Here is a 15,155-nt window from a genome sequence, read left to right as displayed (position 1 = left end):
TCGTCACAAACTGGCTTTAATGTGGCGAACAATCGGGCCCATTAATGGCACGCCTTCGTAAATCATTTCACCCATATCAAAGTAGTCGCGGTGACCAATCACTTTTCCGTCACTAAAAGCCAATCGTGAACAGCCATTCACTTGGCGCTGCTGACCCTTAGCGATTTTCGGGTGACTGAACAACATGGTCCATTGCACGTAAGCGACCTGACCTTCGGTGATCGTTTCATGGATCTGAAACTCGCAATGTGTGACCGACTGAAATAAACGCGCAAAATACTGTGTAAGCTGTTCGATCCCTTCAACACGGTGGGCGGGATCCTCAAACACCACATTCTGGTGATAAAGATCCGCGAGGATCGATAGGTTATCCTTTCCCAGTGCCTGATAGGTGCGCACAAAGTCGTCAGTGATCTGTGTCGTCTCCGATCTTTCCATCATCGTCTTCCCTTATGTGGCGGTATCTTGATGCATCTCTTTTGCGGTTTTGAATATATCGATGGCCCGCACCCGTGCCTGTTTGTGATCTACAATCGGAAGCGGGTAATCCAGCAACACATTCCCTTGAACAGCCTCTGGCCAAGCGTGTGGCTGGTGGATGTATTTATCCGGCACGTCTTGTAACTCATGCACCCATGTACGGATAAATTCCCCTTTTGGATCAACCTTTTCCCCTTGCGTGGTGGGATTAAACACGCGGAAATACGGCTGTGCATCAGTCCCCGTCGATGATGCCCATTGCCAGCCACCATTATTAGACGCGAGATCCCCGTCAATCAGGTGGCGACTGAACCACTGCTCGCCGACTTGCCAGTGAATGAGCAAATCTTTAGTGAGGAAACTGGCGGTGATCATGCGTAATCGGTTATGCATCCAACCGGTGTGAAGCAACTGACGCATTGCCGCATCCACAATCGGAAAGCCGGTTCGACCTTGCTGCCAGGCCGCCAGTAAGGCTTCATCCGATAGCCAAGGCAAACGACGACTCCACGGTTGAAACGGTTGATTACGGCTAATGGCCGGAAAAGCCACCATCAAATGGCGATAAAACTCACGCCAAATGATCTCATTCAGCCAACAGAACGGCCCTTGTTTATCTTCCACGATGCCATCGGGGAAAAATGGCTGTAATGCCGCAATACATTGTCGTGGTGACAACATGCCCGTTGCCAGATACGGCGATAGACGACTGGTACCATCGATAGACGGCGTATCTCTGTCTTCGTGGTAATCGCGCACCTTGTCTTCACAGAACATCAGCAAGCGCTGGCGGATTGCCTCTTCATCCACCGGCCATGCCATGCTGTCGACGGTGGGATAAGTCAGTGTCAGCAAGCCTTCCAATGTAAGCGGCGAAACAGGATTAACAGAACTTGAATGATCAGAAACAGATTGTTTGGGTTCGATGCGCGGCAAAGGGGCTTGATCTTTTTGACGATAAACCTTTATCCACTCCCGGCGGAACGGAGTAAACACCTTATAAGGATCGCCCTTTTGGGTTAACACATCACCGGGGGGGATCACACACTGATCATCAAATGCACTGAATTTGATCTGATTATTCAGCAAACACTGCCCGACGTGGTGATCACGTTGAATTTCGTTCCACTCGTACTGTTTATTGCAGTACACATGATCAATCTGCTGTTCGTTAGCAAAAGACAGAATGGCGTCAGGCACTGCGTCGAAATCCGCCACTTCAATCACTGACAGTGGGATCCCTAACGCCGCCAGTTGCTCGCTCAGTACCACTAAGCGACGACGAATAAAATCAATTTGAATGGGCGCGACATGGTGTTCATGCCATTGCATGGGGGTCGCAATAAATATTGCATGCACCTCATCACTGCGTGAACAAGCAGAGGACAAGGCGGTGTTATCGACGGTACGTAAGTCCGCACGAAACCACATGAGTCCTTTGCGTTTATGTCGGTTCATCATGCCACTCCCGTATCTCCGGATGGATTGAAGTAATACTGCCCGATAGCTGCAACGTACACTCGGATTCATCAACCAGCTGTTTTAACTGGCTGACTGTTTGTCTGTCTAACTTGTTATCACCATCAATAAAGACATCTCGGCTATCCCAGGTTTTCATCAGCGCCACCAGCGGTGTTAATTTACCCGTTAAGGACGTCAGAAGCGTGACGTTGTAACCTGAATTCGCCAATTGCGCCGCCTTGAGCCATACCCGGTAAGCCGGTACCGCATCGAAACTCAACAACAGGCACGGCTTTTTGTTTCGCTTGCGATGGCCGGCTACCAATGACAGGCAGCGCTCTCTCAACATGCTATGCCACAATGTCACTTGAACATTGGCTAGTGGGTTTTCTGCACTATTGACCGTCTGCTCCACTAAATGCGCAATCTGTTTTTCAAACAGCTCGAGTGGATATTCTTTCATGATCAAGTTGAGCTGTTTATCTAACGTATTCGCATCCAAGCGGTGCAAGGCACTCAGCAAACTCTCTGCCGCTTGCTGGCTGTCACTGCCCGCTTGTTGTTCCACCAGTTCAAAGGCGTTATCCCCGTCCAGTAAAGGACGCACTTTGCCAATGGCGACGCCTTTTTCCAGCCAGCCAAGAATCGTATGAATCTTATTGATGTCATCTTGGCTGTATAAGCGATGGCCTTTCTCGGTCCGCATCGGATTCAATAATCCGTAACGGCGTTGCCATGCTCGCAACGTCACCGCGTTAACCCCTGTCATCTCAGAGACATCTTTGATGGCATAGAATGCGTCGGTGCTGTTGTTTGTATCAAAGTCCATAGCGCAGTTTTAACTCCTCGGGGTATGGGTCAATAAAAGTCTGAATTTGCAGATACGGATCCGGGTATTCACGCATGTAATGCTTGATCATGGTGAGCGGTACCAATAATGGCTGATTGCCTTCTTTGTAACTGAGGATCAACGCATTCAGCTCTTGCTTTTGTTCTTTGGTCAGTGACCGTTTGAAATACCCTTGCAGGTGCATCAAAACATTGGTTTTGTTTTTGCGGCTGGCACGCTCTTTAATGGCGTCCATAAATTGCTGACGATACACCTGATAAAACTCATCAAGATCCCAGTCTTTAATGTTGGCGACCAAAGGCCCCATGCTTTTATAGGCTTTGGGGGAATGCGCCATCAGCACGAGTTTGTAGCGAGAGTGAAATTTCACGAAGGCATCAATCGACAAGTTGTCACGTACGCTCTTATAAAAATCATTGAGCGCAAAGACACGGAAAACGAAGTTCTCACGCAGAACGGGATCATTCAAACGACCATCTTCTTCGATGGGTAGCCACGGCATTTTAGCCATCAGCGTTTTGGTGTAGATACCGACAGCGCCACCCGGCACGGTATTGTTGTTGGCAATGTGCAGCTTGACGCGCTCCATGCCACAGGTCGGTGATTTTGCACACACCACGTAACCACACAGATCATCAAACTGACTGATTTTCTTCTCTGCAAAGGCAATCATTTTATCCGTATGGTCAATCTCGTGGTTCTTGGTATCAACAAGACGCTCTTCACCACTGGGTAATTGCAGCAATCGAATCGCAGGACGAGGCACAGGCATACCGATACCCACTTCCGGACACACTGGCTTGAAATGCATGTACTGAGCCAGTTCATCAATCACAAAACGATTTTGCTTATGACCGCCGTCAAAGCGGACCTTGTCACCTAAAACACAAGCACTGATTCCTACGTTAATCGTCATATCCCACCCCTGCATGTTGTACAAAACATGTATCTTGTACAACTTAAGTTAGCGTATGGGATCACTTTGTACAAATATTTTTTTTGTACAACCTCTCAAAAACACAAAAAGGGAGCATGGCGCTCCCCTTTGACTTGCATAGCTTTGTTTTTAAACATAGTGAGATAAATACGTTCAAATATTCATCCCAACCTGTTTGATCTCTTCACTCATTTGTCAGGTTACTGACACACTGGCTACTGACACTTAGACACCATAATTTGTTCAGGCTCGCCAAGATCACTGAATGTTAAGCTCCACACATACTTACCCGCTTCCGGCAACGTTACGGCGGTGTCTTTACCGTAACCACCCGCTGTCAGCGACTTTGCGGTACCCGGTTTCAGTGCCATACCATCAGCGGTAAACTGTGGGCTCCAATCTTTCGTGGCGTATTGCATCTTGTAGGCGCCCGCTTTTTCATCGACAACCACTTGATACAAGTTGCTGCCATTGTGCTTGCCTTTGTATTGATACGCGCGCTGCGGCTTTTGCTTCCAACCAGCATCGGCAAAATCGCCGACCACGTACAAGGTTTCTGCTACCGGACCAATGCCTTCAACGGTTGGGGTATCACATTGGGCCATGATCCCTTCACCTACTAGCGATACCGAGGCAGCAGATTGCGCCATCACACCCGCCGCTGTCGGGGTGTCAATCTTGAGGAAACGTGCGCCGAAACCTGTTAATGGAATCGCATACTCCCCATTATTTGGCATAAAACGCTCGTTCGTTAACAAATCAATCAGCACACCTTGTGAACCAATCGCTTTGCCCTTCAAGGTGACTGACTCCGCGTTATCGGTCGTGCTCACCAAATACAACAGCGCTTCATTGTCTGCCTGTTTATGGTCTACGTATACCGTCTCTGTCGCCATCACATTGGTACGTTCCCCTTGTGATAACGCAGGATGTTGCTGACGCAGTAACATCAATGAAGACACATAGCCTTTCAACTCAGATTGCTGTTCATTCAGTGACACCGTCACGCCATCTATTTTCGCACTGGTGCGGGCCACGTGGTCATCACACAAGCCAATCACGGCACAATCTTCTTTGATTTTTTGTGCAAATCCATCCACCTGAACGCCAATTTCTTCACCGTAATACAAGGTAATTGGGCCGGTATACGCTGCTAAGAAAGACATCGCCGCTTTATGACGCTGCCAGTATTGAGGTTGTTCTGGTGACGCAATACCGCCACGTTGCAGCAGATCCCCAAAGCGTACCACATCATGGTTGCCCAACATCAAATTCGGCTTGGCGTGATCCGGATACTGACTGTGCAGTGACATGCCGTCATTCAACCATTCGCCGCCTTTCCGGCTGACACCACTTTCGTTAACCGCAAAGGTTTCAACCACTCGGAAACGCATCGGGAAATCAAAGGCCGAGCACAACGCCGGATCGCCTTCTTTGCCGTAACCGGTTTCTGTGATGTAACGTTCGTTATTCCAAATCTCAGCCACCATGTAACCCAAAGGATGGACGGTCTCCCCTTTGTTATTCACATAAGTCACGGACTGTGACGCTTCATCAACGCTCTGACGAATCGCTTTCCATGCATCGGTCGGCACTTGGTAGGCTTGATCTAAACGCCAGCCATCAATCTTTAACTCTTTCACCCAGTAACTGGCGACTTCTTCGTAAAACGCCAGGCTCTCTGGGTAGCTGACCGGGTTATTTTCACCGACAGGCAGTCTACCTTGTGGTGATGGCACCACATTGCCTTTGTGATGACCGAATACCCCATCAAAGAAGACATACAAGCCTTTCGCGTGTGCCTGTTCCACCAGCTCACGGGCTTGCTCTAGCGTGCCAAAGCGAGGATCTATCTTGAAATAGTCACTGGCAAAGTAGCCCGTAGCATCAAGTCTGTCCGCCCAATGGTCTTGCCCCTCAACCGGAATAGATTCAAAAATCGGTGTTAGCCAAATGGCATTGACGCCCAGCGATTGAATGTAATCCAGCGAGTCAATGATCCCTTGCAGATCGCCCTTGTGATGGCTGGTGCCGTAGCCGGTGCCATGACCGACCTGTTTATCGCCATCCACAAAGCTTTCCACCATGATCTGGTAGATACGCAGATCATCAGCCTTGGCTGTCATCTGGCTATCACAGGCATAAACCGTGGCGCTAAGTGGTGCCGTACTGGTATTGACTGCGTTTTCTATTGTTGAATCTGAGGCACTACAAGCCGTTAATGAAGCTACGATGGCTAAAGCGATAAGCGAGCGTTGATTCCGTTTCACAATGTCGATCTCCGAATCTAGAGGGGCCAGAATATGAGGTTCTGTCTATAAGTTTTTGTATGTCATTTCCCTATGTAGGATCCCCTCCATTATTCATACGCCGTACGCATGAAAACCCTCCTAACGATTTACAAACAGGGCGTAGATAAGGGGCGTAGACACAGGCGTAGTCGTCTAACGCATCAAAACAGAAAAATAAGCGTTATTTCAGCCAGTTTCGCCCCCTACAAAATGAGACCAAGCGCTATTCTGTGCCGCTGTTTAGCAATAACGATGGAAGCATTCTGTTAGCCCTTTCATGCTTTTCATCTTCATGATTCACCAACTGCTATATTTGTGCTGCTACGAGCAAATTCGACGATTTCTTTCTTTGCTGAGCAAAATGACGTACTCAACACCGCACAAGAAATCTACAACTGACCGATTCCAATAAAAGAATGTTATTTCACCGGTTCTTTCCGCTGGTACAATGGGATCTCATACCAATGGGTATTTTTGAGGTAAATGAAATGCAACATGATCAATTTGAAGCTTTGGTTAAATCTTTGTGTGAAAAGAGCACCCTGCCAGAAGTGCTAGATGCACTGAAAGCCTGTGATGATGCAGAAGTTGCTGAAGCCGCAGTCTCTCTGACAGGTCAATTTAATCTTGCAGAAATTGACGGTGAACAGCGTATCTACCACATCTCGATGGAAGAAAACGAGAGCGGCGAAGAAGAGGAATACGCCGAGTGGATCATGAACGTGGGTGATGATGTGATCAAGTTTGTTGCTTGGTTCTTCTTTGCCATGTTCGATATGAAGCAAAAAGACGTCTACCAAGCTGCGGGCCGTACTTACCAGCAGCCAAAGCGTAAGTAATTCTACAAAAAGCGGATCACGTCATTCTCAATCACGTTGTCCGCTTTTTTGTTTCTGCTCTCATTCCTGCTCTCATCGCTTCAATTCCCTTCGCCTATCAGCAGAATGCACCGTGCTTGCTTATACTTTTTAAGCTGAATATCTGAATGATAAGGTGGCCTTATGACATCCGTTCGTTTGCATTACGGTACTTTGTTTAACTGCGCCTTGTTTAACAGTGCCCTGTTTCTTTGTGCGCTTCTGTCTGCTTTTCATTCTCTGGCCGCTACTGCCGATTCGCATCCCAATTCGCACCAAAACGTAAAAGGTCCACTGTTAAGCAGCCAATTGTTCATGCAGTTGCCGAATCATTTCAACTCCCCCGCCAGTGCCGACATGGATGCGCAAGGCAACATCTACTTCTCCTCGCCTAACTTTCACAATAATTTACTCGCCCAGTCCGGCAAACCGGCGGAGTGGCCCGCCATTGGAAAAATCACACCTGATAATGCGCTCTCTACCTGGTACACCTTCAGCGTGAATGATGCCCCAAAAATCACCCAACAAGTCGCACCGATGGGCATTGCATGGGGCCCCGATGGCAATCTCTATGTGGCGGATATGCAGATGTGGTTTGAAGGCGGTGTCGGGCAATCGCGCATACTCCGCATTAATGTCGAAGATGGCAAAGCCGTTGATGTCGATGTCGTGGTGAAAGGCCTGATGTTTCCCAATGCCTTAGTTTGGCGCGGTAATACCCTGTTTGTGACAGATACGGTATTAGCGACACAAGCCAAGGAATATACCGTCAGTGGCTTGTATGCATTTGATCTTAATGAACTAACAGCCACTCAACCTGTGACGGTGTCACGATATAGACATGGACAACCTCGTGATCCCCATCTGTTTGAGCGGTTCGTAACAGACGGGACACTGAGTTTTGGTGCCAATGGATTAACGATTGATGATCGCGGCAATCTGTATACCGGTATCATGGAAGACGGGACGGTGCATAAAACGGTCTTGAGTCATGACAACCATAATTTAGGCACGACAGTGTTTGCGCAAGGTATGACAGCGACCGATGGTATGAAGTGGGATAAGGCAACGAACGCCATTTACATTACCGATCTGTTTGAAAATGCGGTGTACCGTATTGATATGCATGGCCATCTCACCTTACTGGCTCGCAATGGTGACACTGACGGCAGAAATGGTGAACTGGATGCACCATCCGAAGTGATTATCCGGGGTAATGAGATCATTGTGATGAATTTTGATGCCGTCTTTAGAGATGTCATGATGACCAATACCAAAACGTCCACCCCGTTTACGTTATCAGTGATCACCTTACCGGCTGATCAAACCTCACTGTCCAGACCGGAATCTAATCCCAAAGCGAAACCTTGACCCAAGCCCTGACCCGAGCCTTGATCTTACTTAACCTTAGCGCTGCAATAACGATCCTAAACACACTAAAAAAACGGTTCAGGTGTTCTTATACAAGCACCTGAACCTGTCATTATAAGCGGTATTAGTTACGAGGCTTTTGCTAATTCATTAGCGCCAAATCGATGCGTTTTAGCTTGTCGTCACAGGCGCGCCAGCTTTACTGCGTGACAGCGTAACCATAAACGCTGTGATACCGCAAAATATCAGTGACACTCCCAGATCTTGAAGGTTACCAGCCAGCATTAAACCTACACCAATCATTAGGTAATACATCAACCCCAATATAGCCCCTGCACTGCCAGCTTGCTTGGCATAAGCGGTCAGCGCACGGCTGAGTACATTCGGAATGGCTAAACCAAACGCAATCACGACCAGCATCATAGGTAATAGCATCAAGGGTACCGTATTGAACAGTCGCATACCCTCGGTCGCAAATACACCGATGGCGCCCACCAGCAAGAGTACAGATGCACCACCCAAAATAGTCTGGATCGCAATTTGTCGCGACAGCAGCCAGCGATTCAGGTAACTGCCGACAAGCGTACTGACACCTAATACCACACCACTGTAACCAAATTGTTCGGCATCCAATCCCATAGAAGCAAACACAAACGGTCCTAATTGGTAATAGCTGAACAACGCAATGTTATACAGTGCAACAAGCCCTGCGGATCGCCAGATGTGCGGATCGTTGAGCATTCGCTTTCCCAGAGACATTAATTGCACGGGTTGTTTTTCGGTTTGTGTCTCTGGCAGCAAGGTGGCATTACACAACCACAGTCCCGCAGCCATGAAAAGCAGCGTCGCAAACACGAATGTATAACCGCCCGCATCCACCAGTTGCCCGCCTAAGAACAACCCCACGACCGGACTAATGGCAATCCCCATGCCCATTAAACTAAAGACTTTTGCCAAGCTTTCTCCGCTGTACGTATCGCGCAGCATGGTTTGTGTTACCACAGAGCCCACCGCAATACCGAAAGCACTGGCAGCACGGGCCAACATGATCACGGTGAAACTGTCAGTACACATGGCAACCGCTGCCGCAGCGGCATACAGAGCAAGCCCGACTAGCATGGTGGGGCGACGCCCCCATTTATCGGCAGCAATACCCCACACCACCACACCCAAGGCAAACGCCAGAAAGTAAACCGATAAGGTTTGTGCCGCCTGGGTATCACTAACAGCAAAGGTATCAGCCAAATTCCCCAATGCGGGGCTATATATTGTTTCGACAATTTGCGGAAACATTAGCATGACCAGCATTAGCCACATTGACGGTGCCTTTCTCATCTTTGTTTTATTTCTCATTTTGATTCTCGCTTCAATCAATTTGTTACTTGGCGAGCAGTGTAAATGACGTTACGATTTACCCATTAACAACATAAAGACCAAAAACATCAAAAATCGGACAACTTGGATTTCCCCATGGCTTTTATTGATGAAAACACCCGCTTTGACGCTGATACCATTGATGCGCATGTCGTCGGCATCGCAGCAGAAGTCGGCCAACATGATTCCGGCATGCATCAGCACACCAAAGGCCAATTGCTGTATGCCCCGCAAGGCTGTATGCGTTTTGCGTTCGATAACAGCCTGTGTGTTTTGCCGCCAACCAAAGCCGTGTGGATCCCACCGCATACCCCACACCGCGCGACCATGACTAACGTTGTGGCATATCGTTCGCTCTATTTCTCCTGTGATGATTTTGAGGCGTGTCCGACAGAGATTGTGATGGTGGAAGTGAGTGATTTGCTCAAAGCGTTAATCAACACCATGGCACTGTGGCCGTGGGATAAACCCAAGGAGGAAATGGCACTGACCACGGCGCTGTTTTGGGAGTGTTTCCATGGAGCACGGCGCGAGCAGTTTCAGTTGCCTTTACCAAGAAGTTCACGGTTTGATGTATTCTGCCAACTGATGATGAAAGAAGACTTTCTGCCGCCGTTACTGTCTAAGCTCACAGATTATGTCGGTGCGAGCACAAAAACGATAACACGACAGTTTAAAACAGAAACGGGAATGAGTTATCAGGACTGGCGACAGCAATGGCGACTACTCAAAGCCATCGAATTGCTGTCACAACAACGCCCCGTCTGTGAGGTGGCGCATGCGTTAGATTTTTCTTCCGACAGCGCCTTTATTGCGTTTTTCAAACAGCATACCGGACAGACACCCCGGCAATTCATTCATGGCTAATGATACATAGCTCTATCGGTATTAAATCTATCAGCACCGGAGCGAACCGCGACCTCGTTATCCAAATAAGCGTTTGCGGTATTCTCTGGGTGAACAGCCATGATACTGGCGAAAACGGTGGGTGAAATTAAACGGATCTTGATAGCCCAAACGCAAAGCCACCATGCCAACGGTCCACTCGCGGTTATGTAACAAGTCGACCGCTTTTTCCATCCGCAACTCGATGAGCTTTTGTTGTGTTGAGCATTGATAGAGTTGTTTAGTGATGCGGTTTAGCTGTTCGGTACTCAGGTAACATTGCTTGGCGATCCCTTTCACCGTCCAGTTTAAATGGAGCTGGGATTCAATCTCATTAAACACGCTCTGCACGCGCAACGCTGAGTTTGACGGGGCCAGTGAGGCCGAACCCATCAGTAATCGTGACAATTCACTGGCAAAGAGTTTCCGATAACTGGAACGCCCGCCAATCTCGCTATGTAGCAAATTCATCACTGACCAAACGAGTTCACAAACCCGCGATTGTTCTACCCGCTGTCCGTTGAGTGTTAACGGATGCCACTTCTCCGTCGGTTGCAATAACACCCACGCCATCTTCCAACTTTTGCCCGCTTCTTTCAGTTCAAAACGAAACGGCTTTCCCATCGGTAACACCGTCAACGTATGCGGGCTTAAATTATATTCGCGCTCAGCGGTGGTCAGTTTGCCCATCCCTTCCAGGGTAAATAACAAGGTGTGATGATAGGTTTGCACCCGCTCTATTTCATAACCTTCCGCCAAGTCAGCCAATCCCGCCATGAAAAATTCATTGTCGATCAATTCCGGCAAATCAGACTGTGTCAGAAAGCGTTCCTTGCACGCTTCTGCCAGATAGACCACTTCCTGCCACTGGGTACGCTGCGCAGGAAGCGCTGAACCCATCATGACAGATCCGCACAGGTTTTCTGATTTTTCTAACATGTCGCTTCTATCCCTGCTTCGTTATAGTTGCCCGCATAATCAGTAAGCGTTTCAACCCTTTTTTCTGCACATTGTTCTGATCTGTAGGTAATCATGACCACAACACCAAACACACATACCGCATTACCTGTCGGGCTATTTTCCCGCGTGGCGAAGCTGGCTTTTCCTGTTGCTATTCAAAGTGCATTGGTCGCTATTCTTGCGCTCGCCGATGTCTTGATGGTCAGTGATTTTGGTCAGGCCGCGACCGCGTCTGTCGGCATCGCCTCTAAATGGCATTTTGTAGCCATTATGATCATGGCCGGTCTTGCCTCCGCAAACGGCGTACTTGTCTCTCAATACTGGGGCAAGAATGACAAAGTGCACGCTAAAACCGTGACCGTGCAAGCGATGAAATTCGGCGCCGCCATCATGGTACCCGTGACCTTTATCATTACGTTTTTCGCACCACAAATCATGCAGCTACAAACCAATGATTTTCAAGTGATTGAGCAAGGTGCGCAATACCTGTGGTACAGTTTTCCTGTTCTAATCTTGACCCATATCATTATTACAACGGAATCTAGCCTGCGTTCCAGTGGCGATGCGTTACTACCCTTGATTCTGGGTGCTATCACCATTGCCATTAATATTGCCCTGAACTTCCTGTTGATCAAAGGCGGCTTAGGCATTCCAGCGATGGGCGTGGCCGGTGCAGCATTGGCAACCACCATTGCACGTTTTGCACAGGTGATCATGATGTGGGCAGTCTTGGCATATCGTCAGCATTGGCTACTGACCAGCCGTGCGATTCCACGTCACCAGACACTGTGGATGACTTACCGTAAACTGGCGATCCCTCATTCATTGAATGCCATGTTATGGGCACTGGGTACCCTGACTTACCAAGTGATCTTTGGGCACATGGGGACAACAGAACTGGCGGTATTTAGCATGATCGGGCCGTTTGAGTCCCTACTTTACGCGGTATTCATGGGTATTTCTGTGGCCTGCTCGGTATTGATTGGTCAGTCACTGGGTCGTGATGAGTTTGATGTGGCACAGGCGATGACGAAATTTTTCATCAAGTTTGTCATTATCATCGGTATTGGTGTGGGCTTCTGCCTGTACATCAACCACACCTATGTGCTGGCACTGTTAAATTTGGATACACCGCAGTACCTGCCGTATGCCCAACCGGCCATGATGGTGATGTCTGTGGGTATCAGCTTCCGTATGCTGAACATGATCATCATTAACGGTATTTTACGTACGGGCGGTGAGAACTTGTTCTGCCTACGTATGGACTTCATCGCGATGTGGATGATTGGTATTCCGCTAACAGCTTACGGTGCCTTTATCGGTGAATGGAGCTTCGGTGCGGTCTACCTAACGATGCTGGCAGAAGAAGTGGTGAAATTATCACTGTGCTTCAATCGCTACTTAAAGCAACGTTGGCTGAACAACCTAACCGTACAGGCGCAACCGGCAATCTAATCCGCAAAGCCAGATACAAATAAAGATCATAGAGAACACGAACAGGCGGCTTGATAACATCAGGTCGCCTTATTTTTTAGCTGTCCTCTATGCTTTGTCTTTAATCGCTAAGTAAAAGCCCACATCGCCGACATGGGTGTCCACATCATAACTGTGGTACAACTCAAAGCTGGGGCGATCATCGACCTGTAATCCCAGTGATTTGACCGATTTTTTCAGTGATATCCAAAAGTCTTTGTATTCACTTTTGCTTCTGACTATTTTCCGTATCACCCAATATTTGCCCGCTGGCAATAGCTGCACCTGTACATCACCGCCAGAGGTCGTTTCCATGGGTACGGTCAAACACAAATCCGTTCTGCATTGTTCCGGGGGAACAAAGTCCGGATCATCATGATAAATAAATAAACACTGCGTGTTTTGAATGCCCCGCTCGATGGCCCATTGGTAAAGATGATCTAACGCCGACTCATAATTTTCGCCATATGGCCCGGTAACGCTGACATAGGCCAGTTTCTTTTCAGCTATGACTTCGCTCTTCATCAATACACCCAATACTTAAACGCGAGCAGCCGTACTTAAAAGCAAGCACCCGGCCAGCATTAAACCACTACACTTATACCGTACCTTTAACACACCGACACACAACACAGTGACACTGTCACTAAGGGTAGACTATGTTTGAGTGGCTGAAGAACATGTTCAACGGAAAAAACGATCCGGCAGATAATCTGGTGGATCAAAGTCAAGAAGACTTAACCGTTGATGACGATATGACAAACAAATACGCCAAAGGCAGTCCGGCAGACAATGAGTTAGATGGCAGAGAAAGCCATAACGATGATGACGGCGATTAACGGATTCTCTTTGACTTCCATTCATTCGGTCCTCCATTCATCCCGCCTCAGGGTTTGAATGAGGACCTGAATGGGAGTCTGAGTAAAAGGGAATAGACCTCACTCCCTTCACACCTAACGTAATGCCACTTCTGCGTACATTCAGCGCCATGTATAATGATGGCCTCTTTGATTTCTTTGTATGACACGCACCACATGGCCAAATCTAAACCTGTCGTGAGTATGGAAACCTATGGCATTCACTCCACGTGGGATGCTGAATCCAAACACTTACCGAAAATTCAAACCTTCACTACGGATATTCCCGCCGAGATCGACATTGAGTTTGGCTTTACGGTGAATATCAAAAAAGCGCGCGGCGAAAAGATCCGTTACTGCATCTACCACCCCGGCATTTTGGATGACAACGGTGATGAACTTGATCCTTTCGATGGCGAACTGCATGTGCGTACCAATGACTGGGATTTTTATCTTGGTGATACGATCTGGGCGCCGATCAGCGATAAAATTGGCGACTGGCGAATGACATTGGAACTCAACGGCAAGGTGGTGGCTGAAAAGACCTTCAATGTGTATGAACGTAATGAAGGGGAATTTTGGAAACGCCGGGGTTTTTAACGTTTCTCGATGAAATGCGACGCAAAAAAATACCCAAGCACACACGCGCTTGGGTATATCATTAAACAGCAAACAAATAGCCATTAACCGCAGGCTTATTTTTCAGCTTTCTTCGCCATTGATGCAGGACATGCTGTAGAGGTGATCGCAAGTTTTGGCTTAATCTGCTCAGCTTTGCTGTCGTTCCCGATACTGTGTACAGAAATGGAAATAGAACGACCACAATATGTGCCAATACCGATTGTTGTCGCCTTACCAACACTCAGATTGTTATCAATAAATACCGTATTTTCATTGTCAGTGATAGAAAGCTGAATGCTGTTTGAACTATCGTCTGCCACTGAAAATTTATCACCGCCCAAAATACCCACAACACCGATACCGTTTTCTGGAATATACAGGTGGATCACCGAACTTTGTGCTTCGTTTTCAGTAATTTCATACGGCCCTGCCAACTTCACCACATCCGGTAATGTTGGGATCACGTTTGCAGATGCAAATGATGGAATAAGAGCCAGTGCTAGTAATAGTTTTTTCATTTTTTACTCCTAAAATCAGCATATTAATCGGCTCACCTTTACACTGTCCATCATTTGGAATCAATATCACATAATTTTGCTTTTAAGTGCGCATTTAAAAACCAAATTACTGTTTTTATTATCTTTTTAATGCAACACGGTGATATGCATGTACTTACCCGTCCCCACTGTATTTTTCATATCGACCCGATCTTCCCATCTCATGAGAAACCATCGACCC

15 protein-coding genes are annotated in these 15,155 nt (G+C 47.8%); 6 read left to right on the top strand and 9 right to left on the bottom strand.

What is annotated here, in order from left to right; genetic code table 11:
• Nucleotides 1-3: 3 nt before the first annotated feature.
• The 5 genes from ABT58_RS06045 to ABT58_RS06025 all read right to left on the bottom strand — a co-directional run bounded on the left by ABT58_RS06045 (nt 4) and on the right by ABT58_RS06025 (nt 5,854).
• Nucleotides 4-441, bottom strand: coding sequence for a nuclear transport factor 2 family protein (locus tag ABT58_RS06045; RefSeq protein WP_047873407.1), 438 nt, complete (start codon nt 439-441; stop codon nt 4-6).
• A gap of 9 nt (nt 442-450) precedes the next feature.
• Nucleotides 451-1,938: a deoxyribodipyrimidine photo-lyase gene (gene phrB / locus ABT58_RS06040; protein WP_047873406.1), complete on the bottom strand. Its 1,488-nt coding sequence runs from the start codon at nt 1,936-1,938 to the stop codon at nt 451-453.
• Nucleotides 1,925-2,770, bottom strand: coding sequence for a MerR family transcriptional regulator (locus ABT58_RS06035; RefSeq protein WP_053062993.1), 846 nt, complete (start codon nt 2,768-2,770; stop codon nt 1,925-1,927). The genes phrB and ABT58_RS06035 overlap by 14 nt, the downstream gene beginning before the upstream one ends.
• Complete coding sequence (locus tag ABT58_RS06030; protein ID WP_047873405.1) at nt 2,760-3,707, bottom strand: YbgA family protein; 948 nt, start codon at nt 3,705-3,707, stop codon at nt 2,760-2,762. Before ABT58_RS06030 ends, ABT58_RS06035 begins: the two co-directional genes overlap by 11 nt.
• A gap of 236 nt (nt 3,708-3,943) precedes the next feature.
• Nucleotides 3,944-5,854 (bottom strand): alpha-amylase family glycosyl hydrolase, encoded by a 1,911-nt coding sequence (locus tag ABT58_RS06025; protein ID WP_373300146.1) that lies wholly within the window; start codon nt 5,852-5,854, stop codon nt 3,944-3,946.
• Between the two features lie 653 nt (nt 5,855-6,507).
• On the opposite strand from ABT58_RS06025, the gene ABT58_RS06020 reads away from it, so the two are divergent.
• The gene (locus tag ABT58_RS06020) at nt 6,508-6,858 is read left to right on the top strand and encodes a hypothetical protein (protein WP_047873651.1); all 351 of its coding nucleotides are present in this window, start codon (nt 6,508-6,510) and stop codon (nt 6,856-6,858) included.
• Nucleotides 6,859-7,020: 162 nt separating this feature from the next.
• Nucleotides 7,021-8,247 (top strand): NHL repeat-containing protein, encoded by a 1,227-nt coding sequence (locus ABT58_RS06015; protein WP_053062992.1) that lies wholly within the window; start codon nt 7,021-7,023, stop codon nt 8,245-8,247.
• Between the two features lie 171 nt (nt 8,248-8,418).
• Here the strand turns inward: ABT58_RS06015 and ABT58_RS06010 are convergent, their stop codons facing one another.
• Complete coding sequence (locus tag ABT58_RS06010; protein ID WP_047873403.1) at nt 8,419-9,582, bottom strand: multidrug effflux MFS transporter; 1,164 nt, start codon at nt 9,580-9,582, stop codon at nt 8,419-8,421.
• A 135-nt stretch (nt 9,583-9,717) separates the two neighbouring features.
• Here ABT58_RS06010 and ABT58_RS06005 point away from each other — a divergent pair, with 135 nt between their 5' ends.
• Nucleotides 9,718-10,488, top strand: coding sequence for an AraC family transcriptional regulator (locus tag ABT58_RS06005; protein WP_047873402.1), 771 nt, complete (start codon nt 9,718-9,720; stop codon nt 10,486-10,488).
• 57 nt (nt 10,489-10,545) lie between these two features.
• Here the strand turns inward: ABT58_RS06005 and ABT58_RS06000 are convergent, their stop codons facing one another.
• Nucleotides 10,546-11,445, bottom strand: coding sequence for an AraC family transcriptional regulator (locus ABT58_RS06000; protein WP_047873401.1), 900 nt, complete (start codon nt 11,443-11,445; stop codon nt 10,546-10,548).
• Nucleotides 11,446-11,538: 93 nt separating this feature from the next.
• Between ABT58_RS06000 and ABT58_RS05995 the strand changes: the two genes are divergently transcribed.
• Nucleotides 11,539-12,921, top strand: coding sequence for an MATE family efflux transporter (locus tag ABT58_RS05995; protein WP_047873400.1), 1,383 nt, complete (start codon nt 11,539-11,541; stop codon nt 12,919-12,921).
• A gap of 87 nt (nt 12,922-13,008) precedes the next feature.
• Here ABT58_RS05995 and ABT58_RS05990 read toward each other — a convergent pair whose 3' ends face one another.
• The gene (locus tag ABT58_RS05990) at nt 13,009-13,464 is read right to left on the bottom strand and encodes an AraC family transcriptional regulator (protein ID WP_047873399.1); all 456 of its coding nucleotides are present in this window, start codon (nt 13,462-13,464) and stop codon (nt 13,009-13,011) included.
• A gap of 134 nt (nt 13,465-13,598) precedes the next feature.
• On the opposite strand from ABT58_RS05990, the gene ABT58_RS05985 reads away from it, so the two are divergent.
• Together ABT58_RS05985 and ABT58_RS05980 are read left to right on the top strand one after the other, a co-directional pair.
• Complete coding sequence (locus tag ABT58_RS05985) at nt 13,599-13,778, top strand: hypothetical protein (RefSeq protein WP_047873398.1); 180 nt, start codon at nt 13,599-13,601, stop codon at nt 13,776-13,778.
• Between the two features lie 195 nt (nt 13,779-13,973).
• A complete protein-coding gene (locus ABT58_RS05980; protein WP_047873649.1) occupies nt 13,974-14,396 on the top strand; it encodes a DUF3859 domain-containing protein in 423 nt (140 codons plus the stop codon).
• Nucleotides 14,397-14,491: 95 nt separating this feature from the next.
• On the opposite strand, the gene ABT58_RS05975 is transcribed toward ABT58_RS05980, so the two are convergent.
• Nucleotides 14,492-14,935, bottom strand: a complete 444-nt coding sequence (locus ABT58_RS05975) for a hypothetical protein (protein ID WP_047873397.1) — start codon at nt 14,933-14,935, stop codon at nt 14,492-14,494.
• Nucleotides 14,936-15,155: the final 220 nt, after the last annotated feature.

It is taken from the genome of Photobacterium aphoticum (assembly GCF_001029435.1).
Lineage (GTDB): Bacteria > Pseudomonadota > Gammaproteobacteria > Enterobacterales > Vibrionaceae > Photobacterium > Photobacterium aphoticum.
The sequence above is the reverse complement of the archived record's forward strand: the minus strand, read 5'-3'. Positions and strand labels throughout refer to the sequence as shown.